The sequence below is a fragment of the Pararobbsia alpina genome (assembly GCF_902859895.1).
Taxonomy (GTDB): Bacteria; Pseudomonadota; Gammaproteobacteria; order Burkholderiales; family Burkholderiaceae; genus Pararobbsia; species Pararobbsia alpina.
In genome coordinates this window covers 263,852-287,867 of sequence record NZ_CADIKM010000002.1, presented here as the reverse complement: position 1 = coordinate 287,867, position 24,016 = coordinate 263,852, and the positions used below count along the sequence as shown (strand labels likewise).

Below are 24,016 nucleotides of genomic sequence, written 5' to 3'. Positions count from 1 at the left end.
ATGTCGAGCGGACGGCCACGAAAGCTCCCGCGGTCCGGTCAGCCGATGCGTTCAGCCCGGAGCTGCGGCATATAGCTCCGAAGCGCGCTCGCGAATCGTCTCCAGCACCGCGAACGCCGCCGGCGACAACGGCGCTTCGCGCAGGGTCGCGATCCCGAAGGGATCCATCCGGCAATCGAGCATGATCGGCACCTGGGCTCCGATACCGTGGCCCACGTAATACTCGGTCACCTCGCGAGGCAGCAGGGCGACCATGTCGGAACGGTCGACGAGACTCGTGATCATCAGTTGCGCACCGGTCTCGACGAAATCAGCGGGTGGGTTCACACGGCTCACGCGGAACAGCTGATCGAAGCGGCGGCGCAACACCGAACCGACCTCGGGCACCACCCAGGGCCAGCGTGCCAGGTCGGCAAGCGTGACGTTGGCGGCGTTGGCAAGCGGATGGCCCACGCGAACCATCGCGCAGACATCCTCGCCGCCGATCGGCTCGAACGCGATGTCGGCGTTGTCGGCTTCTTCGAGCGGACGGGCGATCACGATGTCGAGCTCGCCCTGGCGCAGCATGGGAAACAGGGTGTCGCTCGATTCCATCCGGACGATCAGGCGCACATCGGGAAAACGCTGCTTCACGCGCACGACCGCATCGGGAATCAGTGCGGTGGCAGGCGACATGATCGTGCCGATGCGAACCACGCCGGTCAGCCCCGACTTCATCGCGGCGACCTCGGAGAACGCATGGTCGACCGCGGAAAGGGCGGTGCGCGCATGCCGGATCATGCTGTCGCCGAACCAGGTCGGCTGCAGGCCGCGCGGCAGCCGGTCGAACAAGGGGATGCCCACCAGCTCCTCGAGTTCGCGCAACACGCGCGAGGCGGCGGGCTGCGACATGCCGAGAATCTCGGCCGAGCGAGCCATGTTGTGCGTCTCGTCGAGGCTGACGAGCAGGCGGAGTTGCTGCAGGCGCAAGCGCCGCTGCGGCGTCCTCTGAGGGGCGGGATCCATCGCGATGGTGGGCTTCTGGCAGCGGGAACGAGGAAGACGCGCGAACTATACCAATATTTGTATGGCTTGCGGCCGACAATTCATTAGACGCAGGCCGCCGCGGGGGACTACGCTCAGTGGCTCTGGTGCAACTGAAATATTAGTCGCCCACCCTTTCGACTCCAGTCCGGCGCCGTGCCAAATCGACACGCGCCGGCGTCGAATTGCAACATCACAGCAGAACCTGCGGCAGGACACGGAGACAGCGTAATGAGCAGCGACAATTCGAACGACGACAAGAATGACAAGAACGGCAAGAAACCTTTGCGCAGTGCCGCATGGTTCGGAATTCAAGGAAAGGACGGTTTCCTGCACCGGTCCTGGATGAAAAACCAGGGCATTCCGCACGACAACTTCGATGGCCGGCCGGTCATCGGCATCTGCAATACCTGGTCGGAACTGACCCCCTGCAACGCACATTTCCGCGAACTCGCGGAATACGTGAAGCGCGGCGTGCGTGAAGCGGGCGGCCTGCCGCTCGAATTCCCGGTGATGTCGCTCGGCGAGACCAATCTGCGCCCGACCGCGATGATGTTCCGCAACCTCGCCTCGATGGACGTCGAGGAGTCGATCCGCGCAAACCCGATGGACGGCGTGATCCTCATGGTCGGCTGCGACAAGACCACGCCGGCCTTGCTGATGGGCGCCGCCTCGTGCAACCTGCCGGCGCTCGCCGTGTCGGGCGGCCCGATGCTCAACGGCCGTTTCCGCGGCAAGCATATCGGTTCGGGCACGGGCGTCTGGCAAATGTCGGAAGAAGTGCGCGCAGGCACGATGAGCCAGGAAGAGTTCACCGAAGCCGAGTCGTGCATGAACCGTTCGCGCGGGCATTGCATGACGATGGGCACCGCGTCGACGATGGCCTCGATGGTGGAATCCATTGGCATGGGCCTGCCGCACAACGCGGCGATTCCAGCGGTCGATGCGCGGCGTCAGGTGCTCGCGCACATGGCCGGCCGGCGGATCGTCGAGATGGTTCGCGAAGACCTGACGATGGACAAGATCCTCACGCGCGAAGCCTTCGAAAACGCGATCCGCACGAATGCGGCGATCGGCGGTTCGACCAATGCCGTGGTCCACTTGATCGCGCTTGCACGGCGCATTGGCGTCGAGCTGTCGCTCGAGGACTGGGAGCTCGGTTCGGACGTACCCTGTCTCGTGAACCTTCAGCCCTCGGGCGAATATCTGATGGAGGATCTCTATTACGCGGGCGGCCTGCCGGCCGTGCTGCGCCAACTCGGCGAACGCGGCCTGCTCCACAAGGAGGCACTGACGGTCAACGGCAAGGCGATCTGGGACAACGTCAAGGATGCGCCGAATTACGACGAGAAGGTCATCACGAACTTCGACGCGCCGTTCAAGGCGAAGGCGGGCATCGCCGTGCTCAAGGGCAACCTGGCGCCAAACGGCGCGGTGATCAAGCCGTCGGCCGCGACCGCGAGCCTGCTCAAGCATCGCGGCCGCGCGGTCGTGTTCGAGACGGTCGAGGAACTGCACGAGAAGGTCGACGACGAGTCGCTCGAGATCGACGAAACCTGCGTGATGGTACTCAAGGGGGCGGGGCCGAGGGGTTATCCGGGCTTTGCCGAGGTCGGCAATATGCCGCTGCCCGCGAAGGTCCTGCGCAAGGGCATCACGGACATGGTGCGGATCTCCGACGGCCGCATGAGCGGAACAGCCTATGGCGCGGTCGTGTTGCACGTGTCGCCCGAGGCTGCGGCCGGTGGCCCGCTCGCGCTCGTGCAGACAGGCGACATGATCGAACTGGATGTGGCCGCCCGCAAGCTGCATCTCGAAGTGTCGGACGAAGAACTCGAGCGCCGGCGCAAGGCATGGGTCAAGCCCGAATCGCCCGCGCGTGGCTACTACAAGCTCTATGTCGAGCATGTTCAGCAGGCCGACCAGGGCGCGGACTTCGATTTCCTTGTCGGGGGCTCGGGTGCTGCCGTCCCGCGTGACTCGCACTGATGCTGGCACATTGATCATTTTTGGCTCACCCCTGGCAGGGGGTATTTGGCGCGCGCATCTCGTCTCCAGGGAGATGCGCGCGTTTTTCTTTGCACGGCTTGCCGGCAAAGCTTGAATAAGGATCCCGCACGATGTCTCAGTTCAAGAATCTCATCAACGGCGAATGGGTCGACGGCGCGAACGTCAGCCGCAATATCAACCCGTCGGACATTGCCGACGTCGTCGGCGAATATGCACAGGCCGATGCCGCGCAGGCACGCACGGCCGTGCAGGCCGCACGCCAGGCATTCAAGACCTGGTCGCTGTCGGGCCCGCAACAGCGCTTCGATCTGCTCGATCGCGCGGGCACGGCGATCCTCGCGCGCAAGGAAGAACTCGGCAGGTTGCTCGCGCGCGAAGAGGGCAAGACCCTGCCCGAGGCGATCGGCGAAGCCGGTCGCGCAGGGCAGATCTTCAAGTTCTTCGCCGGCGAGGCATTGCGGCTCGGCGGCGAGACCGTGCCTTCGGTACGGCCTGGCCTCAGTGTCGAGATGACACGCGAACCGGTCGGCGTGATCGGCATGATCACCCCGTGGAACTTCCCGATTGCGATTCCCGCCTGGAAGATCGCCCCCGCGCTCGCCTACGGCAACACGGTCGTGATCAAGCCGGCCGACCTCGTGCCCGGCAGTACCTGGGCGCTCGTCGACATCCTCGTCGAAGCGGGTCTGCCCGCCGGTGTACTCAATCTCGTGATGGGCCGCGGCTCGGTGATCGGCGACGCGCTCGTCGGCGCGCCCGACGTCGATGCGATCAGCTTCACCGGCTCGGTCGCGACAGGCCGTTCAATCGGCGCCAAATGTTTTGCAGCCGGTCAGAAGGTGCAGCTCGAAATGGGCGGCAAGAACCCGATGGTCGTGATCGACGATGCGGACCTCAATCTCGCGGTCGATGCCTGCCTGAACGGCGCTTTCTTCTCGACCGGGCAGCGTTGCACGGCGTCGAGCCGGTTGATCGTGACGGCAGGGATTCACGACAAATTCGTCGCGACCCTCGGCGAAAAGATGCGCGCGCTGCGCGTGGGCCATGCGCTCGGCGCCGATACGCAGATCGGGCCGGTCGTCGACGCAAAGCAGCTCAAGCAGGATCTCGACTATATCGGCATCGCACGCGAGGAAGGCGGCACCGTGCTCGGCGGCGAAGAACTCAAGCGCGACACGGAAGGCTTCTTCCTCGCGCCGGCGCTCGTCACGGGCACGAGCAACACGATGCGGATCAACCGCGAGGAAGTGTTCGGCCCGGTCGCCTCGGTGATTCGAGTGAAGGACTACGACGAAGCACTCGCCACGGCCAACGATACCGAATTCGGGCTGTCGACCGGCATCTGCACGACGTCGCTCAAGTACGCAACGCACTTCAGGCGGCACGCGCAGGCCGGCATGGTGATGGTCAATGCAGCGACCGCGGGCGTCGACTATCACGTGCCGTTCGGCGGACGCAAAGGCTCGAGTTACGGTCCGCGCGAGCAGGGTTCGTATGCGCGCGAGTTCTATACGACGGTAAAGACCGCGTATGTGAACGCGGGTTGAGTGTGACCACGTAGCGCGATCAAGCGGCGGTGGAATGTGAGCGCGGGTTAAGCGCGACCATGTAGCGCGATCGAGCGACGGTGGAGCGAGATGTGGGGCACGACCTCGGAGGCGTGACCCCACGGCAGATCCCTCGCCGCTCGGACCCGCGACTGCTCAGGCCTGCGGATCCTACCGGGCCGAATCCATACCCGCGTGCGGCCTGCAGTTCCTCGCTCATGCGCAGGCTGAGCGGAAAACGACAATACAGCCACACCCATTACATCAGGCGGAAAGCGGCGGCCCACTGGCCCGATTCTTCAGTCGGAACGAGCCGTAGCCAAATCGAGTATTTACGGCAATCGCGCGAAGCGCTGCTTATCTGCCAACTTGACTATATTTTCTGCCAATCGGCGCCGATTTCAGAGCAGACCATCTTGATAGGATGTGCTCTTTTTAAATCGCAGTGGGCGGCGACAAAGAACTGAGTTACTTAGGGGGCAAACGAACACCCGGCGTGCTTCAGACGCATCGGGACTGATTCAAATTCGACGATTCATTTTTCGGCCAAGATTTTTGGCAGCATCCCTGCCAAGAACACGTTGAATGCGGCCATGGGCGTCGGCAAAACAGTTTTGCCCATCACATTCCGATAGCATTGTGTTCGGATTTGTTGTCGACCCATGCTCGGCGACCCGCATTTGAATCGTTTGGAGATTAGATAGATGAATCGTCGCCTCTTTATAAAGAATTCCACGACTGCTGCCGGTGCAATTGCGGTCGGTAGTCAGTTGAGCCAAAGTGCATTCGGGCAAGTGCCGGATGCCGAACCCACCTTCAGGCGCCCCAAAGTCATCCTGCCTGTACCGACCCCCTCGCTGCAGACTCAGCATGTGCAACCCGGAGTTCCCGAAAGCAAACTGACTCGCGAGGCGACGGGGCTGCTCCGCGAGTTCAGCACGCCTTTGCTGTTCAACCACTCGCATCGCGCGTTTTTCTGGGCCAATGAGTTTGGGCGCCAATCCGGGGAAAAATTCGACGTCGAGCTTCTGTTTATTTGTGCCGCCTTTCATGATTTGGGCCTGACCAAGAAATTCAGTAGCGAGAGCGACCGCTTCGAGGTCGATAGCGCAAATGCAGTACGTCAGTTTCTCGAGCACCATGGGGTGCCGAATATGCGCATACAGACTGCGTGGGACGCCATCTCTTTGCACACGACACCGGGGATTGCGGCATACAAGCCCATAGAAGTGGAACTCCTCTATAACGGCGTGGCGCTGGATTCACTCGGCATCGGGTATGAGACTTTCCCTGCCGATGTCCGTGACAAGGTCGTCGCTCAATATCCGCGCGTCAACTTTAAAGAGGACATTGCAAAGGCGTTTTTTGATGGGTTCAGCCATAAGCCCGAATCAACCGTCTACACCTGTAACGAAGACATTTGCTCGCATTTCATTCGGGGCTACCGGCACAGCAATTTCTACGATCAAGTCACAAATTCACCGTTTCCAAATTCTTGATAAGAGAATTAGTGTATGTCTGAACGTCGCGGTTTTTTGCGACGTTCCGATTGGGTGGGACTGCCGGTGTGATGCCCGATTGCCTGGCAGCTTCACGTAGCGCTTATCGGAATACTGTGCACCCGATTAATCCACAGAAGAGTGCTTCGGATGAACAAGGCAGCATAGCGAACTGACGGGAAATTGAATGCCATTCTATGACTACCAGTGCGGGACTTGCGGCGTATTCGAAGTGATGCGCCGCCTGACAGAACGCAACGTTTCAGTTGCCTGCCCACAGTGCGAGAATGTTAGCGAGCGCATCCAAACTGTCTCTGCGACGCTTGTGACTGGAGGCGGTGACTCGACAGAGAGTGCGGGTTCGTATGGGTTCCGACATCGCGGTTTCTGCGCTTGCTGCCCTTGAACGTTCCGGCGAGCGCGTCCGGAAGCGGTCAGACCGGCCAAAGCGGCGGTTCCGCGAGCACGGCAACCTGCTCGCGCAGCTCGAGAATCCGATCTTCCCAGTAGCGCTGCGAGTTGAACCACGGAAAGGCGGCGGGGAAGGCCGGGTCGTCCCAGCGTCGTGCGAGCCAGGCCGAATAATGAATCAGGCGCAGCGTCCGCAAAGCCTCGATCAGATAGAGTTCACGCGGATCGAATTCGCAGAAATCCTCATACCCCGCGAGCAGTTCCGCCAGCGCGCGCGATTGCTCGTTGCGCCCGGCGGGCAACAGCATCCATAGATCCTGGATTGCCGGACCGCTGCGGCTGTCGTCGAAATCCACGAAGTGCGGGCCCGCATCGGTCCACAGCACGTTCCCACCGTGGCAGTCGCCATGCAACCGGATCGAACGCACATTGCCGGCGCGCTCGAATGCCTGCTCGATTGCCTCGAGCGCCAGTCCGACGACGGTCTGGTAGGCCGCGCGCACATCGGGCGGCACAAACTCATGGCTCAATACAAACGCGCTCGGCTCGCGGCCGAAGCTCTCGATGTCCAGAGTCGGACGCGACTGGTAGGGACGCAGTGCGCCGACCGCATGAATGCGGCCAAGGAAGCGGCCGAGCCAGATCAGCACATCCGGGTCTTCGAGTTCGGGCGCGCGGCCCCCGCGCCGCTCGAACACCGAGAAGCGGAAGCCCGCATGTTCATGCAAGGTCCGGCCACCGATCGATCGCGCGGGCACAGCGGGAATCTCGAGCTCGACGAGTTCCGCGACGAACGCATGTTCCTCGAGGATTGCGGCATCGCTCCAGCGACCAGGCCGGTAGAACTTCGCGACGACCGGTGCCTCGCCGTCGATGCCGACCTGGTAGACGCGATTCTCGTAGCTGTTGAGCGCGAGCAGTCGCCCATCCGCCCAGAGACCGATGCTTTCGAGCGCATCGAGGACGCACTCAGGTGTCAGGCCGTCGAAGGGAATCTCGGACGGGGACGCTGCGGTGACCGGTGGAATCGAATTCATCCCCCCATTCTGCCCGAGCCGGCCCGCGCGTGCGGATCTCGTACCGCGTTTAGTGGACCGAGCGACTCGGCGAGGGCAGCTGCTCGCCCGTATCGATCAGGTCCTCGATGAAAAAGGGTTCGGTATTGAGTTTGCGTGAAGCGCCTGGCTGGCCCTCGTACCAGGTCACCATCGCCATATTGCCGAGGATGCGCGTGACGATGCCCAACGCGCCTGCCGGTACTGCAATATGTGTGGACTGAACGATGGAGCCGATCTCGATCTGCATGATAGTTCCGTTTCAAGTGGCGGAAACCGGGTCGAGGAAAGGACGTGCCCGGTTGCGAACATTCTATGCCTGTCTGCGCATATCCAAATCATGAAAAAAGCGTCGGCAATGTGTAAGCTTTGGTAGTGGGTGTGGCTGCGACTTATCTTGAATGCGTTTTTCAGGAGACGCGGCCCCGCACCACGTCGAAAAGCCATACAGTTTGAGAACCCCGACACCGGATCGAACCATGGGTTTGATCGCGTCGTTGCTCAATCTCATCTCAACCCCACGTCATCATTCAGACCCGCCATGAGCGAGCCGGCCGACGTTTCCCTTGCAGTCACCGAATTCCCGACCACGCCGCGCGAATGGCATCGCAAGGTGATCGGCCTATCCGTGCCGATCGTGCTCGCCAATCTCGCGCAGCCGATCGTCTCGGCGGTCGATACCGCCATCGCGGGCCATATGGCCGATGTCGCGATGCTCGGCGGTGTCGCGCTCGGTGGCCTGTTCTTCTCGTTCGTGTTCTGGGGGTTCGGCTTTCTGCGCATGGGCACCACGGGACTCGTCGCACAGGCCTACGGTGCGGGCGGCGGCGAGCGCCTGAGGGCCATCGTGCTACGAGCGTTCGCACTCGCGCTGTCGATCGGACTCGCGCTGCTCGCGATCCGGCTACCGCTCATCGAATGGGTGATCGCACTGCTCGGCGGCAGCCCGGCCGTGCGGGCCAATGCGCTGCTCTATTGCACGGCGCGCATCTGGTCCGCGCCACTCGTGCTCGCCAACTTCGTCGTGCTCGGTTTCCTGCTCGGTGCCCAGCACGCGCGGCTCGCCCTGCTCGTGCAGATCGTCGTCAACATCGTAAATGTGCTTGCCGTGCTTGCATATGTCTATGGATTGCACTGGGGCATCGCGGGCATCGGTGCGGCGACCGCGAGCGCCGATGTCGCCGGCTTTGTGCTCGGCATCGCGCTGCTCGCCTGGCTGCGGCCGCGCGGACTGCCGCCCGTGAAATGGCGGGCCGTCTTCGAGCGCGAGGCGGTGATCCATATGATCGGCATCAATCGCGACATCTTCGTGCGCACGGCATGCCTGCTGTTGAGCTTCGGCTGGTTCGCCCATGCAGGGGCGAAGCTCGGCGATGCGGTGCTGGCGGCGAATGCGCTGCTGCTGAATTTCCAGTCTTTCATGGCTTATGCGCTCGACGGCTTCGCAAACACGGCCGAGGCGCTGGTCGGTGCGGCGCTCGGCGCGCGCAATCGCGTCGCGCTACAGCAGGCCGTGCGCGTGACACTCGTCTGGACGGCAGCCGGGGCCGCACTGTTCAGCCTCTGCTATTTCGCGATCGGGCCCTGGGTCATCGACCAGCTGACCGACCAGGCCGAGGTCCGTGCGACCGCACGCGTGTTCCTGCTCTGGGCCGCGGCCTCGCCGCTGCTCTCAGCGTGGAGCTTCGCGCTTGACGGCATGTTCATCGGGGCGACGCGCACACACGACATGATGGTCTCGATGGCGCTGGCGATGGCCGTGTTCATCGTCCTCGCGCTCGTCCTGCAACCGCTGTTCGGCAATCACGGACTCTGGGCGGCGCTGATGGTTTTCATGGTCATGCGCGCGACGATGCTCGGCGTGCGCTTGCCGAAGCTGATCGCATCCGCGCGTTGAGGCCCGGAAACCAGAAGCAGACCCGAAGGTGGAACGCCGCCGGATCCACCGTTCAACTGCGGGGCCAGTTATCATCCGGCCTCGCCTTTTCACTTGGACAGATGCCGCCGATGGCCCTCAAATCGACTATTTACAAGGCCGACCTGCAGATTGCCGATATGGACCGGCACTACTATGCCGACCATGCACTGACGATCGCGCGGCACCCCTCCGAAACCGACGAGCGGATGATGGTACGGCTCGTCGCCTTCGCAATGTTCGCGAGTGAACGGCTCGAGTTCTGCAAGGGCCTCTCGGACGTCGACGAGCCGGACCTCTGGGAGACCGACCTGACCGGTGCGATTGTCCAATGGGTCGATGTCGGGCAGCCCGACGAGCGCCGCATCCTGAAGGCCGCCGGCCGCGCGGAACAGGTGCGCGTGATCTCATACGGGGGCCGTGCGTCGGAAGTGTGGTGGAAGCCGCTCGAGTCGCGCGTCGCGCGCGTGCGCAACCTGACCATGCTCAATCTTTACGAGGGCTGTGCCGCCGCGCTTGCCACACTCGCGCAACGTTCGATGCGGCTGCAATGCACGATCCAGGAAGGCCAGCTCTGGCTTGGCAACGGCGTGGCCGACCCCGTCCTGGTCGAATGGGATCGCTGGCGCGAGCCCGTGGCACGCTGACACCGCGTCAGGCCTCCCTTCGAGGAAACCTTTGCCGCGACGCGTATGCGCGTATGCGCACGTCGCACGTCGCACGTCGCGTAGCGGGCGGAGCGGAAGGAGCGGGCAGACGGGGCGGGGCGGGCGCCGGAATCCGTGCGTCATTCCGATGGACGAAAAAAAGCCCGCCGAAGAGGCGGGCTGAATCCATATCAGGAGGAGACATGGAGGAGACAGGACGAATGTTATCCGAAACCCTGCTGCGCCGCAATACGCAAGTGGGGTTTCCGAGCAACGTCACAATTTGACAACAGTAAGTTTTTTGAAACGTTGAAACACAAATTTTTCTATGGTAGCAGCGCGTTCTGCAGGGCTATCCCGCTCTTGAGGGGCGGGGCCGGGAATCGCAAAAGCCCCCCGCATCTATATCCAAGCAGCTATTTGAAGACGGTATCGAACGGGGCACGTCGTTCTAGATCGAGCAGATCGTCCGCTAGTCGGTTGATACGTGTGCCGCGCAAGACAGCTTCGCGGCGGAAGACGCCACTCTTCGTGGCGCCCTGAATCTGCACCTGACAACAAACACGTAGCCCATGCTGCGCCGTCAACATGGCCCCGATGCCATCCTTACACCATTTTCTCGAGCTCTAGTCTGCTACTCCGTCATAGTTCCGCTTACGCAGAAAGAGACTCGGCGCAATTAATCCCAAAATAATAACCACCATTTCCTTGGTACGATGTTTGGCGCATTATTTTTCGGATTGTAATTTTATTCCCAGGCCAATTTACCGAGCCTGCTGTCACGGCGCGCCTCAAGCAAATAGGCTTCTGGGTTTCCCAATAACAAGTTTGTTAGCAGATCCTGCAGAACCTGCATATGAAATTCTGGTTTAGCCAAATTGCAATCTCCTTCCTGGTGGCGTCCACCACCGCCAATGCCGTCGTGATTAACGAGGATACGTTCAGAAAAAATGGCGGCGACGTTTCGAATGTCCCGCAAGGAATCAAAACCGCCAATGAAAAGCTGAGGTTGCTTAGTTACTCGACGGCGTGGTTGAGCGTTGGTAACTTGGGAGGCTGTACAGCAACGTGGCTCGGCGACAAGGACGATTGGAGCTACATCCTGACGGCAGCGCATTGTGTCCCTTATCAAGGCACCGAGACACCCGCATCGGCGAAATTCGTTGCCTGGGATGGCAGCGTGGTTGCGGACGGGAAAGGAACGGTCTATGTGCCGAAGGAGCGAGTGAATAGGCGCCCCAGCCTGGGAGGCGCATCCACCGATATTGCGATAGCGAAATTACCTCGTCGAAGGGTTATTGTGGACAAGGCTGGCAATCCGCTGGAGCGACCGATTCTCAATGATTCATTCGACGAGAAGGATCGCGACGTCATTTTCGTCGGGTATGGCACCTGGGGAGTTGGACTCGATCAGAGTGGCGGCTACTCGCCCCAGGACGGGGATCGCAGGTTGTACGGGCGAAGTAAGGTGGACAGCATTTTTGAGGCGGAATACGGGATCGGTTCAAACTATCAACCCGTTGGCCCGTCTCCTCGCTGGGCACGGGTAGCTGCCGGTGATAGTGGTTCGTCGTGGTGGCAGGTCCGTAAGAATTCGCCCGTCATCATCGCTACCACAAACGGCGGCCATTCGACTGCGTCGACCGGTGCGCGCGTATCGAAGTATGTTGACTGGATTAAATCCGTCTATCCGGATGCGCGATTCCTGTCAGACACGCCACCCCGGGGCTGTATCGTCAGTCTTCGTAGTGGCGCGAAGTACTGTCTCAAAGCGGGGGCGCGCAGCGGATATAGCTTGCCAGACTGGATATATTCGCAAAACGTATATGTCCAGGCGGACAGCGGTGTTTCTGTCATGCTGTCAGACTGGGATAACTTGTCATATGCCCGGACGGCATTGTTTTACGGCACGACGGAAAACAGCAAACTCAAGCATGTGAAAGCGGATAACGGTGAATATCTGGATTTTTCGATGCCACGCTCGATGCGTGTGGTACTCAATACCAGACCGTTAGGTTGCATTGTCAGTCTGATCTCCGCGGAAAAATATTGTTTGCCGGCGGAAGACCGGTCCGGATACGAACTGCCCAACTGGATCAAGGGACACGACGTATTTGTGCAGGCCGATCACGGTGTGGCGGTCATGCTTTCGGATTGGGACAACCTCTCCTATAGCCGGGTAGCGACTTTCAGTGGCGTCGTCGAACACGAAGATTTGAAACATGTTCGTGCGCAGAACGGCGAAGACCTGGATTTTTCACACCCGTTCTCGATGAGGGTCATTCAATATTGATTTGAAACGGGCGCCGCGGATTGGCGCAGCGACCAACGCTCTCAATCGCCATGTCATCCAGACGGCCGGAATGGCTTCGCCGAGACGGCCGTTTCGCCGGCTATCGCGCCTAAATCCCTGTTGCCCAGAGGGCCTGTGCCACCGTCGGCAAGCAAACGGGCGAAGTGTTAAAGTGCCCGTCACTCAACGATCCGATCCACCGACGAGCATGTCAAATTCTTCGCCGCACGCTTTGCCGGCGCATCTTCCAACGATGCCCGACACGACGATGAATCTCGCGATCCCCGATCGTCTCGCCGAGGGTCTCGCCTTGCTCGGCCAAGCACCGAACCGCGCCTTGCTCACGCAAGGTCTGCATGGAATCGAGAAGGAAAGCCTGCGCGTGACCCCGGCGGGCACGCTCGCGCTCACGGCTCATCCTGCCGCGCTGGGCTCGGCGCTCACGCATCCGCTGCTGACGACCGACTATTCGGAAGCCCTGCTCGAATTCATCACGCCGGCCGACGCCGACGTCGCCACTTCGCTCGAGCACCTCGACACCCTGCATCGCTTTGTCTACTCGGCGATCGGCGACGAACTGATCTGGAATCAGTCGATGCCCTGTCGGCTGCCGTCGGAGGCCGAGATCCCCATTGCGAATTTCGGCATTTCGAACATCGGCCGGCTCAAGCACGTCTATCGCCAGGGTCTCGCGGTCCGCTACGGCAAGACCATGCAATGCATCGCCGGCGTCCATTTCAACTGGTCGCTTCATGAAGACGTCTGGCATGTGTTACGGGAGGCCGAGCCGGCAAACGCGCGGCTCGACTCGGCGCAGGACTTCCAATCGGCACGCTACTTCGCGCTGATCCGGAATTTCCGCCGCTATAGCTGGCTGCTGATGTATCTGTTCGGCGCCTCGCCCGCGCTCGACGCCGGTTTCGTGCGAGGCGCGTCGCACTCGCTCGAGTCGATCGGCGACCATACGCTCTACCTGCCTCATGCGACGAGTCTGCGCATGAGCGATCTCGGCTATCACAACGCCTCGGCCCAGGCTGCACTGCTGCCGAACTACGACGATCTCGACAGTTATGTCGCGAGCCTCGCGCGCGCCGTCAGCCAGCCTTATCCCGCCTACGAGGCAATCGGGACGCAACGCGACGGCGAGTGGGTGCAGATCAATACGAACGTCCTGCAGATCGAAAACGAGTTTTACTCGTCGATCCGGCCCAAGCGCGTCGCGCGGCCCGGCGAACGCGCGCTGACGGCACTTGCCGGCCGCGGCGTCCAGTATGTCGAAATCCGGTGTCTCGACATCGACCCGTTCGAGCCGATCGGCATCGCCGAATCGACCGCGCGTTTTCTCGATGTGTTCCTCCTGAGTTGCGCGCTCGACGACAGTCCGCGGCTCAGTCCGGCGGGACTCACGGAGAGTTCGGGCAACTTCGGGCGGGTCTCGCGCGAAGGGCGCAGCCCCGGCCTGAACCTGCAACGCGAGGGCGTGCCGATCAGCCTGCTCGAGTGGGGACATGAACTGCTCGACCGGATGTTGCCGGCCGCGGCGCTGCTCGACTCGCTGCGTGACGACGGTGCCCATCGCCTGACGCTCGAGGCCCAGCGCGCCAAGCTCGACGACGTGTCGTTGACCCCTTCCGCACGGGCGCTCGCGGCACTTCTTGCCAGCGGCCAGTCGTTCGCTGACTTCAATCTTGCGCAGAGCCGGCATATCGCCGAAGGCTTCCGTGCCCGGCCGCTTCCGGCCGAAGAGCGCGCGCGTTTCGAAGCGATGGCGCATGAGTCGCTCGACCGCCAGGCGACAATCGAACGCGACGAGGTCGGCGACTTTGATACCTTCGTTGCCGCCTATCGTGCATTTACTTTGAATCGGTTCTCGAACTAGGCCATCGCTCGCGTAGAGAGCTGTTCGGGCCTCGTCCGAAAGAGGTTCGGGCCGGCGCCTGCCTTTGCTCCAGCGGTAATGTGTTCAAGCGGCTTGAGCCGCTTGAACCTCGGGGCTCCGCTCAAGAACCGCTTCAGGATGCTGGCGCCGCCACAGCTTTTGCCGCACCTGCCGCGGGCGGTTCGCCGTTCATCTCTTGGACATCCCAGCCGCCGCCCAGCGCCTTGACCAGTCCCACCGCGGAGACCATTCGCTGGCCGGCGATATTGGTCAGCGTCTGTTCGGCCGTATAAGCGGCCGTTTGCGATGTGATGACCGTCAAATACGTCGTAGTGCCCGCCTTGTATTGGTTAATCACGATCTCGAGCGCCTGTTGTGCCGATTGCACGGCCTGCTCCTGGATGCCGATCTCGTTTTCGAGTACACGCAGCGAAACGAGATTGTCCTCGACTTCCTGGAAGGCGCTCAGCACGGTCTGGCGATAGGTCGCGACCTGCTGGTCATAGATGGCACGCGCCGCATCGGTCTGCGCGCCGCGCAGTCCCGCGTCGAACAACGTGGCCGCGAATTGCGGGCCCACCGTCCAGAAACGGGCGGGGGTGGTCAGCAGATCCGACAACAGCGAACTCTGGTAACCACCGGTTGCCGACAGGCTGACAGTCGGAAAATACGCGGCGATGGCCACGCCGATCTGTTCGTTCGCGGCCGCCGCACGCCGCTCCGCCGCCGCAACATCGGGGCGACGTTCGAGCAGCACCGTCGGCAACTGCACCGGCAAGGGCGGCGGTTGCTCGGCCAGGGGCATGACCGGAATCGAGAAAGTCGAGGGCGGTTCGCCGACGAGCACCGCGATGGCATGCTCGAACTGCGCGCGCGCGATGCCGTTGTTGACCGCGCTGGCCTGCGCCGACTGTAACTGTGTCTGTGCCTGCAACACATCGGAACGTGCGGCGACACCTTGACGGTACCGGTTCTGGGTCAGTTCGAGCGACTTCTGATAGGCGACGACCGTGTTGTCGAGCAGCTTCTGGGTCGCATCGAGCGCGCGCAGTTGGAAATAGTCCTGTGCGAGGGTCGCCTGCGCGGACAGCCGCGCATTGGCGAGATCCGCTTCGGCGGCCTGCTGGCCCGCTTTCTCCGAAGCAACCTCACGCCTGACCCTGCCCCAGATGTCGGGCTCCCAGCTCGCGTCACCCTGGAGCGTGTAGTGGCTGGAGATCCCGCCCGTGTTGACCGAAGACACCGCGCCGCCACTGTTGAGCAGGGCGCTGCCCCCGGAGCCCGAACGTGAGCCCACCGCACTGATTCCGACTATCGGGAAATAAGCCGAACGTGCCTGGCTGACCAGGGCCCGTGCCTGCCGGTAGGCCGCTTCGAAGGTTGCGATGGTCTGGTTCGAGACGTTGACCTTCGTTTCGAGTTGATTGAGCGAGGCGTCGCCGAACACAGTCCACCACTCACCCCGGTCGGTGCGATCCGACGGCTCGGCGACTTTCCAGCCCGGTGCGGCTTCCTTGTAGGCCGCCGGTATGGCAACCGCCGGCCGGCTATAGTCGGGGCCGACCGCACAACCGCCGAAGAGGCCGATCAGCATCAGCGCCGCCACCGTCTGGGTGGTGACGTCCGATGCGGCGCGCGGGACGGTCGCCGGAAGAGCCTTCCACGCGAGAACGGAAGAACGAAAACGCAATGATCGGCGAACGGGCATCAAGAATTCCTGCAACGGGATGGAACGGATAGCCAGCGCACATCTTAATGCGTGAGCCATGCCCATTCGAAGCAGAAGATTGGCACCGGGGCCACAACGTGTCGGTTGCGCCCGAATCAGATTGGTTACTGACTGTTACTGCTCCGCCATTCAATGCGGGTTACTACAATAAGTAGACAGGGAAGTGGAGGGCACGATTTGCGCGCTTTTGACGACGATCGGAGTGCCCTTCACCGCGCAAGGAGCCGGCAGGGCCGCGGGGGCTGGAGCCAGGACCGCGGCTGCGCGGTGACGCCGGTCGAAATAGACGAGTAGCGCGAGAATCGCCATCCCGAACGGCAGCAGGAACACGAGTCCATAGACCGCGAGTTTCAACCAACGCATCTGCCCTTTCGGAGCGAGGCGGGTGAAGCGGGAGGCGGCGGTCTTGAGCGTGTTCATTTTCGGTCCTGGGCGCGTCCAGGGTCTGCCCGGACTGACGATATAGCGTTTTAACTATGGCTTGTATGTTTCGATAAACATATCTTATTGCCTATGCAAATAAATCTCAAGCGACAGCCCTTAAGCAACCGTGGCTATTTGCTTTTCTACAACGCTTGACTTTTCTGCCTAGGCAATTAGCATTCAAATCCTGGCCCGCTCGTCGGACACCCATGCTGGACTTTCAAGGCCGCAATCATGAATGAGGATACGCAGCCTCCCCGGCAATCCGCCCTGGAAGGTAGTGTCGGCTACTACCTGGGCCGCGCGCGTAACGTGCTGCTGCACCGGATGGACACGGCCGTCGGGCCGCTCGGGCTCACACCCCAGCAGATCGGCGTGATGTTCCAGTTGAGCCTCGGGCTTGCACGCACTCCGCAGGAGTTGTCGCGCGCGCTAGCCTATGACAGTGGTTCGATGACACGCATGCTCGATCGGCTCGAAAAAAAGGGCTTTATCGCGCGCACGCGCAGCGAACAGGACCGCCGTGTCGTCGAGGTCAATCTCACCGATGCCGGCCGGGCGATCGCGGGGCAATTGCCGAATGTCTGCGGTGCGGTAATGGACGACGTGCTCGCGCCTTTCTCGAAGACGGAAATCGATCAGCTGATCGAACTGCTGAAGCGCATCGCGATGCAGGACGTCGCGATCCAGTGCAGTCTCGCGAGTTCGGACGACGAAGTGGTCTGATACAACGGTTTCAGCGGTCGAAGGTCAGTGCATAGCTTCCATCGGGACTTCGGCGGCCGAGCAGATCCAGCAGGGAGCGCAGGTTTTCGGCCGACTCGGGTGCGGCGCGCGCGGCGCCCTGGAAGGTGAAGCGCTGGTCGCGCACGCCGCCCTGACCTTCAAGCAATAGCGGTCCCTTCTGCGTGCTCAGCACAAGCGAAGCATTCTCCCCCTGGGCTTCGAACACCATGCGATAGGCGCCAAGCGGCTTGACCCGCGAAATGCGCGAAGCGATATCCGCGAGCGTCACCGTCAGCCGTCCGAACGAACGCTGGCCGAACACCCGCCAGTCGGTCCAGTCGAGCCGCACTGCGCCACGCAGCGCGAGCGTATTGAACGGCGCGCCCAGGCCGTCGAGCAGGCTGGCTGGTACCGCCAGGCTGCCACTGCCGAGGGTGATCTCGCGCGGCGTGACGAGCAGTTCGACTGGCGCGGGCATCGCTTCGGTCTGGTTCAGGGTCATCCGGACCTGTCCCGCGAACAGTGGCCAGAATGCCGTATGCCATTCGAGCCGGCCGGGCAACTCAGTCGGTTCGCCCGCATCGGCGCCCGCCGCGAGCCGCAGCGTCGCGCTGCCGTGCCAGAGCGATCCGGCCGGGTCCGCGAGCACGACGCGGCCGCCACTGCGCTGTTCAAACTGGGGGGCGATCCAGGCTGCGGGCAGCATCGCAAATAGCGTCAGCGAGCTGGCAAGCAGGGCGATGATCAACCACGGCAGTGCCTGCCGCAGCCGGTATCCAAAGCGTGTCATCGTCTCGTACCGGTCAGTGCGCTACCGCCGGCGCGAGCGTGGCGTCGAGATCGACCTGGCCGTCCTTGTCGAGCGCCTTCACGTTCGCTTCGGAAATCTGCACCTTGTTCTGCTTGCGCATATCGTCGACCCAGCCGATCCAGTCCGCGAACGCGATATTCTTGCCGCGGATCTGCATCGAATTGCCGAGCGCGGTGACCTCGATGTTCGCGAAGCCATGCGCCGCGAGCGAGTCGACGAGCGCCTGGCGCAGCGTATCACCGGTCGGTGCGACACCGGCGGCCGCGCTTGTGAGCTCGCGTGCCTGACGTGCTTCCGCCTGCATTTGCGCAAGTTGGGCGCGCTGTTGCGGGAGTTCCTCGCGCAGGCTCTGGCGACCCTCGAACGCCGGTTCCCAGAACAGACTATAGACGATCACCAGGGCGAGCACCGCACCGCCGATCGTCAGCAGCCGCTTCTCGCGCGCCTCGCGTGCGTTCCAGAATTCGCCGAGCGCGGTGCCGACCGCCCCGAATGCCGTTGCCCCAAACACGCCTTTCATCGATTGCCCCGCGCGACCGCGCTCTTGATCGTCCACTTGCCATCGGATGCCGTGGCGTCGAGACCGTTTGCATTAAGCCGGTTCACAAATTCCTTGTCGACCCGAGCGCCCGGTTTGAAAGCCAGCGTCAGCACCCGCTCGCGATAGCCGAGCGAGGCAATCGCATTCGACGGGATGGTGCCAAGCGAGCGCGACAGCCCCGCGGCCAGCGATTCGAAGTCGCCCGGCGACAGTTCACCCGCGGCCAGCCGCAACTGATCGAGTTGGCGCGTCATTTGGGAAGGCGGATCGAGGACCACCGTGGTCCGCGGAAAGGCGGTCAGCAGCGTCTCGGTCTGCTGACTGACGATCACATCACGCTCGTGTGCGAGCATCAGCCACTGGATATTCATGCCGATCATCGTGACGACCGCCGTCGCCGCGAGCAGCAGCACCGGCAGCCGCCACTCGCGCCACGCACGGCGCCCGAGCCGCCAGCCTTGCGACGAGAACTCGAACTGGCAGAGATCGAAACGGCTCGTGAGCGCCGTGCGCGCGAGGGTTTCGAACGGCAGCGGCAATGCGCGTTGGGCCGGGGAGGGCATCCCCCCTGCACCCGCAGGCGCCACGCCCGAACCCTGCATGAACCCACCCGGGTCAAAGTCGGGCTCGCCTCCGGGCACAGCGGTCAGCCGGTAAACCGTCAACGGCGCGCCGGCCGCCACCGCTTCGAGTGTCGCGTCCAGTGCATTGGCCGGCACGGCCATCCCCTCGCCGAGACGCCCGCGTGCGATCGCGAGTTCGATACGAGGCGCCTGCACGAGGCTCGGCGTGAAAGTCGCTTCGGCCGCGAGCACCGGGTCGGTCGACACCACCGTGCCGAGCAGCAGTGCGACGACCGGTACCGTGCTTTCGAGTGCCGCGCTCGCCGCCAGCTGCTCCGCCCCGGCGCGCTCGGCACGCGCGGCAGCTTTCGGACTCCGGTTGCTCGCCGCGAACGGCGCTTCGACTGCCGCGTGATCCTCACCGTCGCCGGGCACGACCACGTCCACTGAAGGAATGCCGCTGAGCGCGGCGTCGTCCGCCACCGGCAGGCCGGCCGTCAGCGGCACCATCCGCACACTGCGGTGCCCGGCTTGCGCAAACGCCTCAGTCAGAAAGCGGAACCAGCCGCGATCGATGACGGCAAGCATCTTCACATCGTTGACGGCGGGATCAGGATCGACGGCGATATGGCAGGTCTGCGGATCCTGGATGATCTGATCTTCGATCACATTGGGCAGGATCTGGCGCAGCTTGAGGCCCTTGACCGGTGGCAGCTTCGCACGAAGCAGCAGGCTGTCGCGCGCGGCGAGCAGCGCGACGACCATGCTCGCCTTGGGCAGCAGCGCCACACTCGCGGTACCCGAACGCATCGTGCGGCCACGCTTGTCGAGCAGCACGAAGGGCAAGGCAGGCAGGCGCCATTCCTGGGCAGGCACCGCAGGATCGCGCGGGGGCAATTGAACGATCAGCGTAGTCAAGACTTCCGCGTTCCTGGTTGATTGATCTTAAGGCGCATCTTCGACACTGACGATACGGGTACTGTGTGTCATCGCGTCACGGTAGATCAGCGCGTCGCGATGCAATTGCGCGCGACCGCGCCGGATCCGGCCATGCAGGATGAAGTAACTGGTTCTCACGTCGACATCGGTGGACGCGACCTGGAGCCCCGGCCCGACCATGGCCTGCGCACGGTTCACGAAATCGGATATCGTGACAAAGAATATCTGATCCCGCGTCGAAACCAGGCCCTGTGCGCTCGAAAGCGACAGGCCCGGCACGACTGCCGCGATCACCACGGCACTCGCGGTATTCACATTGATCGGCGTCACGGTCGGTAGCACGGTCACGAACGGCGCGAGCCGCGCGACGACGTCCGGCGTGAAACCGGGAATATCGAGCAGCGCCCCCACGGAGTCGATCGGCAGCGGCCGGCTTGCCGAATTGTCGTCGCCGTCGTCGAGACCGGGGTTCGAGGTGAACGGGCCGTTGGTCCCGCCCTGTTGCGGTACCGGCACATTCGGCACGCCGCTGGCGCCGATCGGGCTGCTCACCGCGCTTTGCCGCGTGCGCCCCAGCGAGTACTGAAGCGAGGATCGCACATACTGCGCGGCCGGCCCCGCGAGCTGGCTGCTGAGGCCGAGCTCGGCAAGGAGTTTCTGGAAAGCCTGGACCTGCGTCGGGTCGATCTGGTCAGCGCCCGTCGCACTGGCATTCGCGAGATTGCGCAGGTTGAACTTGGCCTGTGCATCCTCGATCGAGCCCGCGACCCAGGTGTCGCTCGCAACTTCCAGGTCGCCACCCGCCGCGCCGCCGAACTTGCCGAGCAGGTCGGACAGCCGCGTCTCGGCAATCGGCACCGCCCAGACCCCACCGAGGTAGTCGATGGGCGAGGTGTCGGCGGCCGAGCGCAACACGAGACGGGCCCAGTCGATCGTGCCGTGCACCACCCATTCCGACTGGTTGATCAGGCGCTGGTTCTCGATCCGTCGGATCTGTACTTGCTGACGCCAGAGAATGCCCGCCACCAGAATCGCCGACAGCGCGACCACCAGCAATGCGCTGATGATCGCGACACCGCGCTGCCGCTCACGACGGGAAGGCGACAGCTCGCGAACCCGAAGCCCGCCGGGCCGCATCCCGGTCCAGGATGCGAGGGCTCGCAGCGCGCGCGACGGCTGCGCACTGGGCACGAGCGGAGACGAAGAGGAGATCCGTTTGCGCATCACTCACCCACCAGCAGCACGCGCCGAATCGGCGCAGGGGCGCCATGCAGCCGGACCTCGACGGCGACGCCCGTGACACTGCGCGGCAGCGGGCCGTTGCCGTCCGGCAGAATCGTCGGGGCCTTGGCGTCGGCGTTCAGTTCGTCGCGCGCGATGCCCATGTCCGATGTAAAGCCATGTTCGGGAACCCAGGCCTGTGAGCTGAAACCCTCGACCTGGTCGGCCAGCGCAAGCGAATACCAGTTGTCCCCGGCAGGACCGTTCAGTGCCGTGCGCAGTTGGCCGATCGTTGAGATCGTCGGGGAGATCTCGCGGATTACGCGCCGATCGACGGCGCGATACCGGACGACCTGCAAGCGCGGCGCCCCACCTGCCAGGCGCAGGTGCCGCACGATCTGGAGCATGCCACCGCCCACGCGTACCGGCGGCTGGCCGAGTTCATCGTCGCTCGCAGCGTTGCGCACGTCGACGCTCATCTGCGCGAACAACTGTGACATCGCGCGTTCGCTCGACATATGGGCCGTGAGCGTCGCGCGGCTGCGCACCATGGCGTCGAGCCCGCGATACGAGAGGACCGCGACGACCGCGAGCAGCGCGATCGCGACGAGCATCTCGATCAGCGTGAAGCCGGACTGGCGGCCAAAGGGGCGCCCGCTCGGATATCCGGTTGGATAGCTATAACGAGCGTCGCGATTCATTCGGTACCACCGTCGAGATGCTTGCCAGGGAATCGTTGCCGTTGACGAGGCGGACCACGACCTCGACCTGGCGGAACAGGGGATTGGGCGTCGCGCGGACCGTCACGGTGCAGCGCAGGTCGAGGTCGGCCTGGGAACACGCCGTTACGGTGCTGCCGATTTCGGGCCAGCGTCGCTCGAGCCGCATCGTCGCGAGCACATTGTCGGCGCTCCACCCGGCGAGCATCCGCTCGTGCAGCCGCGTTGAATTTGTCGCGAGGCTGCCGACCGCGCGCAACGACGCACCCAGTGCGATGGCGATGATCGCCAGCGCGACCAGCACCTCGATCATCGTGAAGCCGGCCGACCGGCGCACACGGCGCAGCGACATGGAAGAAACTCCGGAATTACTGGACGGCATAGCGGCCATTGCCCGTGCCGACCACCCTGACTTCAGCGGACGGCCCATACAGCGTGACCACCACAGGCAGATCGATCGCTTCGATACCGAACACGACACGATCGGCATCGCCTTGCGAATTCTGCACGCCTGGGTAGCGGATGCCGACCTTCGAGACCTCAGTGGACCACTTGCGCGGCAGCAGCAGTTGATCGTCGCCGAGCGTGCGCCAGCTGCCGTCGCGCTCGCGTGCGAGGAAGCGGTAGCCGCCGGACTCCGGCTCCCACGCGAGCGGCGCCGAACGCAGTTGCGCATCGTCACTCGCCGTTTCAAACGCAAGCGCGAGGCGTTGCGCTTCCTCGGCCAGGTCCGTACGCGGATTGCGCGTCAGCGTCAGTGAGGCGGCCGCGACGAGAATGCCCGCGATCACGAGCACGACCAGCATTTCGATCAGCGTGAAACCCCGCGCGGTCGGCGTGGTCCGCGGCGTGCGCGCGGTCTGTCCCGTCGCGCCCATGCGCAAAGCTTTCACGTCATGCCCGCACTATTGCCAGGAGCCGATATCGGCATTGTTGCCTTCGCCGCCCGGCTTGCCGTCCGCGCCGAAGCTGAAGACGTCGATCTCGTCATGCGCGCCGGGGATCAGATACTGATAGGGCGCACCCCAGGGGTCATTGGGCAGCCGCTCGAGATAGCCGCCATCCTTCCAGTTGTTGGGCACGGGATCGGTATCGGGCTTCTTGACGAGCGCGGTCAGGCCCTGGTCCTGCCCCGGGTAACGGCCGTTGTCGAGCCGGTACAGCTTGAGGGCCTGCATGATGGTCGCGATGTCCTGTCTCGCCGCGACCCGGCGTGCTTCATCGGGGCGGCTCATGATCTTCGGCACGATCAACGCGGCGAGAATGCCCAGGATCGCGATCACCACCATCACTTCGATCAGCGTGAAACCCCGTTGCCTGCGCGTGCGTGCACGCGGCGCGGCTGACATCGGCGACGAGCCGGCGAATTGCGCCGACACAACACGCTTCGATAACATTTGCATGACTTGCTGCCTCTCTCTTTCAAAGTAAAACGCGCCGCCGCATTGTAGAGCGAGATGATGACGTTTAATCGTGCGGCGCCCTTTATTCTGCACGCTGCACGGGCCATCACTTCCCCGGCCGCCGGTCTAGATTCGTCATCTTCGTGCCGTGCACCCGCCGTACAATCATGCGCATGAACCGCCTCTACTTCCGCCTCGTCTCGCTTGCACTGTTCGCACTGCTCTGCGCGACCGTGACCTACTGGGTCATTACGCTGGGCCAGCGACCGGCCGCCCCGTCGCCGGCCGCGCTCGCGCAGACCGAGCCCAGCGCCAGCGAAGCCGCCCAGCTCTTCGGCAGCCAGCCGACGCGCGTCTCGCAAATCCAGCTCATCGGCGTGCTCGCGCTCAACGCTCACGATGCGGCCGCGATCGTCAGCTACGCGGGCGAACCGCCCCATGCCATCGCGCTCGGTCAGGCCGCCGGCGGCGGTGCGACCCTCAGCGAGGTGCGCTCCCGCTCGATCATCGTCGAGCGCAACGGCGTGAAAAGCGAAGTGACGATGCCCGCCAACGGTGCCGGCCCAACGATCTGGGTCCACTAGTCTCACTGAGCCGGAGCGGGACTCCACAACCCGCCCGGCCTCGCATCGGCCGCTCAGAAAACGCCCCGCTCACGGTCT

The 24,016-nt window shown here is 63.1% G+C and carries 23 protein-coding genes; 10 read left to right on the top strand and 13 right to left on the bottom strand.

Features of this window, described 5'->3' with window-relative positions; genetic code table 11:
• Positions 1-51 precede the first annotated feature (51 nt).
• Positions 52-1,005, bottom strand: coding sequence for a LysR family transcriptional regulator (locus tag HV670_RS03390; protein WP_175103221.1), 954 nt, complete (start codon positions 1,003-1,005; stop codon positions 52-54).
• A gap of 249 nt (positions 1,006-1,254) precedes the next feature.
• Here HV670_RS03390 and HV670_RS03385 point away from each other — a divergent pair, with 249 nt between their 5' ends.
• From HV670_RS03385 to HV670_RS03370, 4 genes are all read left to right on the top strand, one after another.
• Positions 1,255-3,012: an IlvD/Edd family dehydratase gene (locus HV670_RS03385; protein ID WP_175103220.1), complete on the top strand. Its 1,758-nt coding sequence runs from the start codon at positions 1,255-1,257 to the stop codon at positions 3,010-3,012.
• Positions 3,013-3,143: 131 nt separating this feature from the next.
• Positions 3,144-4,580, top strand: coding sequence for an aldehyde dehydrogenase family protein (locus tag HV670_RS03380; RefSeq protein WP_175103219.1), 1,437 nt, complete (start codon positions 3,144-3,146; stop codon positions 4,578-4,580).
• A gap of 704 nt (positions 4,581-5,284) precedes the next feature.
• Positions 5,285-6,079, top strand: coding sequence for an HD domain-containing protein (locus HV670_RS03375; protein ID WP_175103218.1), 795 nt, complete (start codon positions 5,285-5,287; stop codon positions 6,077-6,079).
• Positions 6,080-6,266: 187 nt separating this feature from the next.
• Complete coding sequence (locus tag HV670_RS03370) at positions 6,267-6,485, top strand: FmdB family zinc ribbon protein (RefSeq protein WP_175103217.1); 219 nt, start codon at positions 6,267-6,269, stop codon at positions 6,483-6,485.
• 28 nt (positions 6,486-6,513) lie between these two features.
• On the opposite strand, the gene HV670_RS03365 is transcribed toward HV670_RS03370, so the two are convergent.
• Together HV670_RS03365 and HV670_RS03360 are read right to left on the bottom strand one after the other, a co-directional pair.
• Positions 6,514-7,527, bottom strand: a complete 1,014-nt coding sequence (locus HV670_RS03365) for a serine/threonine protein kinase (RefSeq protein ID WP_175103216.1) — start codon at positions 7,525-7,527, stop codon at positions 6,514-6,516.
• 49 nt (positions 7,528-7,576) lie between these two features.
• Positions 7,577-7,789 (bottom strand): hypothetical protein, encoded by a 213-nt coding sequence (locus tag HV670_RS03360; protein ID WP_175103361.1) that lies wholly within the window; start codon positions 7,787-7,789, stop codon positions 7,577-7,579.
• A gap of 297 nt (positions 7,790-8,086) precedes the next feature.
• Here HV670_RS03360 and HV670_RS03355 point away from each other — a divergent pair, with 297 nt between their 5' ends.
• From HV670_RS03355 to gshA, 4 genes are all read left to right on the top strand, one after another.
• On the top strand, positions 8,087-9,442 hold the full coding sequence (locus HV670_RS03355; RefSeq protein WP_175103215.1) for an MATE family efflux transporter: 1,356 nt from the start codon (positions 8,087-8,089) through the stop codon (positions 9,440-9,442).
• Between the two features lie 110 nt (positions 9,443-9,552).
• Positions 9,553-10,107, top strand: coding sequence for a YaeQ family protein (locus tag HV670_RS03350; RefSeq protein ID WP_175103214.1), 555 nt, complete (start codon positions 9,553-9,555; stop codon positions 10,105-10,107).
• An 856-nt stretch (positions 10,108-10,963) separates the two neighbouring features.
• A complete protein-coding gene (locus HV670_RS31815; RefSeq protein ID WP_175103213.1) occupies positions 10,964-12,400 on the top strand; it encodes a trypsin-like serine protease in 1,437 nt (478 codons plus the stop codon).
• Between the two features lie 253 nt (positions 12,401-12,653).
• Entirely contained in the window at positions 12,654-14,279 is a 1,626-nt protein-coding gene (gene gshA, locus HV670_RS03340) for a glutamate--cysteine ligase (protein ID WP_175103360.1), read from the top strand.
• A 133-nt stretch (positions 14,280-14,412) separates the two neighbouring features.
• Here the strand turns inward: gshA and HV670_RS03335 are convergent, their stop codons facing one another.
• Both HV670_RS03335 and HV670_RS03330 read right to left on the bottom strand, forming a co-directional pair.
• Positions 14,413-15,987, bottom strand: a complete 1,575-nt coding sequence (locus tag HV670_RS03335) for an efflux transporter outer membrane subunit (RefSeq protein WP_175103212.1) — start codon at positions 15,985-15,987, stop codon at positions 14,413-14,415.
• 150 nt (positions 15,988-16,137) lie between these two features.
• A complete protein-coding gene (locus tag HV670_RS03330; RefSeq protein WP_175103211.1) occupies positions 16,138-16,428 on the bottom strand; it encodes a hypothetical protein in 291 nt (96 codons plus the stop codon).
• Between the two features lie 237 nt (positions 16,429-16,665).
• On the opposite strand from HV670_RS03330, the gene HV670_RS03325 reads away from it, so the two are divergent.
• The gene (locus tag HV670_RS03325; RefSeq protein WP_175103210.1) at positions 16,666-17,157 is read left to right on the top strand and encodes a MarR family winged helix-turn-helix transcriptional regulator; all 492 of its coding nucleotides are present in this window, start codon (positions 16,666-16,668) and stop codon (positions 17,155-17,157) included.
• Positions 17,158-17,167: 10 nt separating this feature from the next.
• On the opposite strand, the gene HV670_RS03320 is transcribed toward HV670_RS03325, so the two are convergent.
• Genes HV670_RS03320 through gspG form a run of 8 tightly spaced genes read right to left on the bottom strand, consistent with a single transcriptional unit; the run spans position 17,168 to position 23,300 of the window.
• Complete coding sequence (locus tag HV670_RS03320; RefSeq protein WP_175103209.1) at positions 17,168-17,947, bottom strand: type II secretion system protein N; 780 nt, start codon at positions 17,945-17,947, stop codon at positions 17,168-17,170.
• A gap of 13 nt (positions 17,948-17,960) precedes the next feature.
• Positions 17,961-18,488, bottom strand: a complete 528-nt coding sequence (gene gspM / locus HV670_RS03315; protein WP_175103208.1) for a type II secretion system protein GspM — start codon at positions 18,486-18,488, stop codon at positions 17,961-17,963.
• Positions 18,485-19,990, bottom strand: a complete 1,506-nt coding sequence (gspL, locus tag HV670_RS03310; protein ID WP_175103207.1) for a type II secretion system protein GspL — start codon at positions 19,988-19,990, stop codon at positions 18,485-18,487. The genes gspM and gspL overlap by 4 nt, the downstream gene beginning before the upstream one ends.
• Positions 19,991-20,017: 27 nt before the next feature.
• Positions 20,018-21,235, bottom strand: a complete 1,218-nt coding sequence (gspK, locus tag HV670_RS03305; RefSeq protein WP_246256947.1) for a type II secretion system minor pseudopilin GspK — start codon at positions 21,233-21,235, stop codon at positions 20,018-20,020.
• Positions 21,235-21,933, bottom strand: coding sequence for a PulJ/GspJ family protein (locus HV670_RS03300; RefSeq protein ID WP_175103206.1), 699 nt, complete (start codon positions 21,931-21,933; stop codon positions 21,235-21,237). The genes gspK and HV670_RS03300 overlap by 1 nt, the downstream gene beginning before the upstream one ends.
• Positions 21,911-22,303 (bottom strand): type II secretion system minor pseudopilin GspI, encoded by a 393-nt coding sequence (gene gspI, locus HV670_RS03295; protein WP_175103205.1) that lies wholly within the window; start codon positions 22,301-22,303, stop codon positions 21,911-21,913. Before gspI ends, HV670_RS03300 begins: the two co-directional genes overlap by 23 nt.
• A gap of 16 nt (positions 22,304-22,319) precedes the next feature.
• On the bottom strand, positions 22,320-22,829 hold the full coding sequence (locus tag HV670_RS03290; RefSeq protein ID WP_175103358.1) for a GspH/FimT family pseudopilin: 510 nt from the start codon (positions 22,827-22,829) through the stop codon (positions 22,320-22,322).
• A gap of 27 nt (positions 22,830-22,856) precedes the next feature.
• Entirely contained in the window at positions 22,857-23,300 is a 444-nt protein-coding gene (gene gspG, locus HV670_RS03285; protein WP_175103357.1) for a type II secretion system major pseudopilin GspG, read from the bottom strand.
• Positions 23,301-23,527: 227 nt separating this feature from the next.
• Between gspG and HV670_RS03280 the strand changes: the two genes are divergently transcribed.
• The gene (locus tag HV670_RS03280) at positions 23,528-23,938 is read left to right on the top strand and encodes a type II secretion system protein N (protein WP_175103204.1); all 411 of its coding nucleotides are present in this window, start codon (positions 23,528-23,530) and stop codon (positions 23,936-23,938) included.
• Positions 23,939-24,016: the final 78 nt, after the last annotated feature.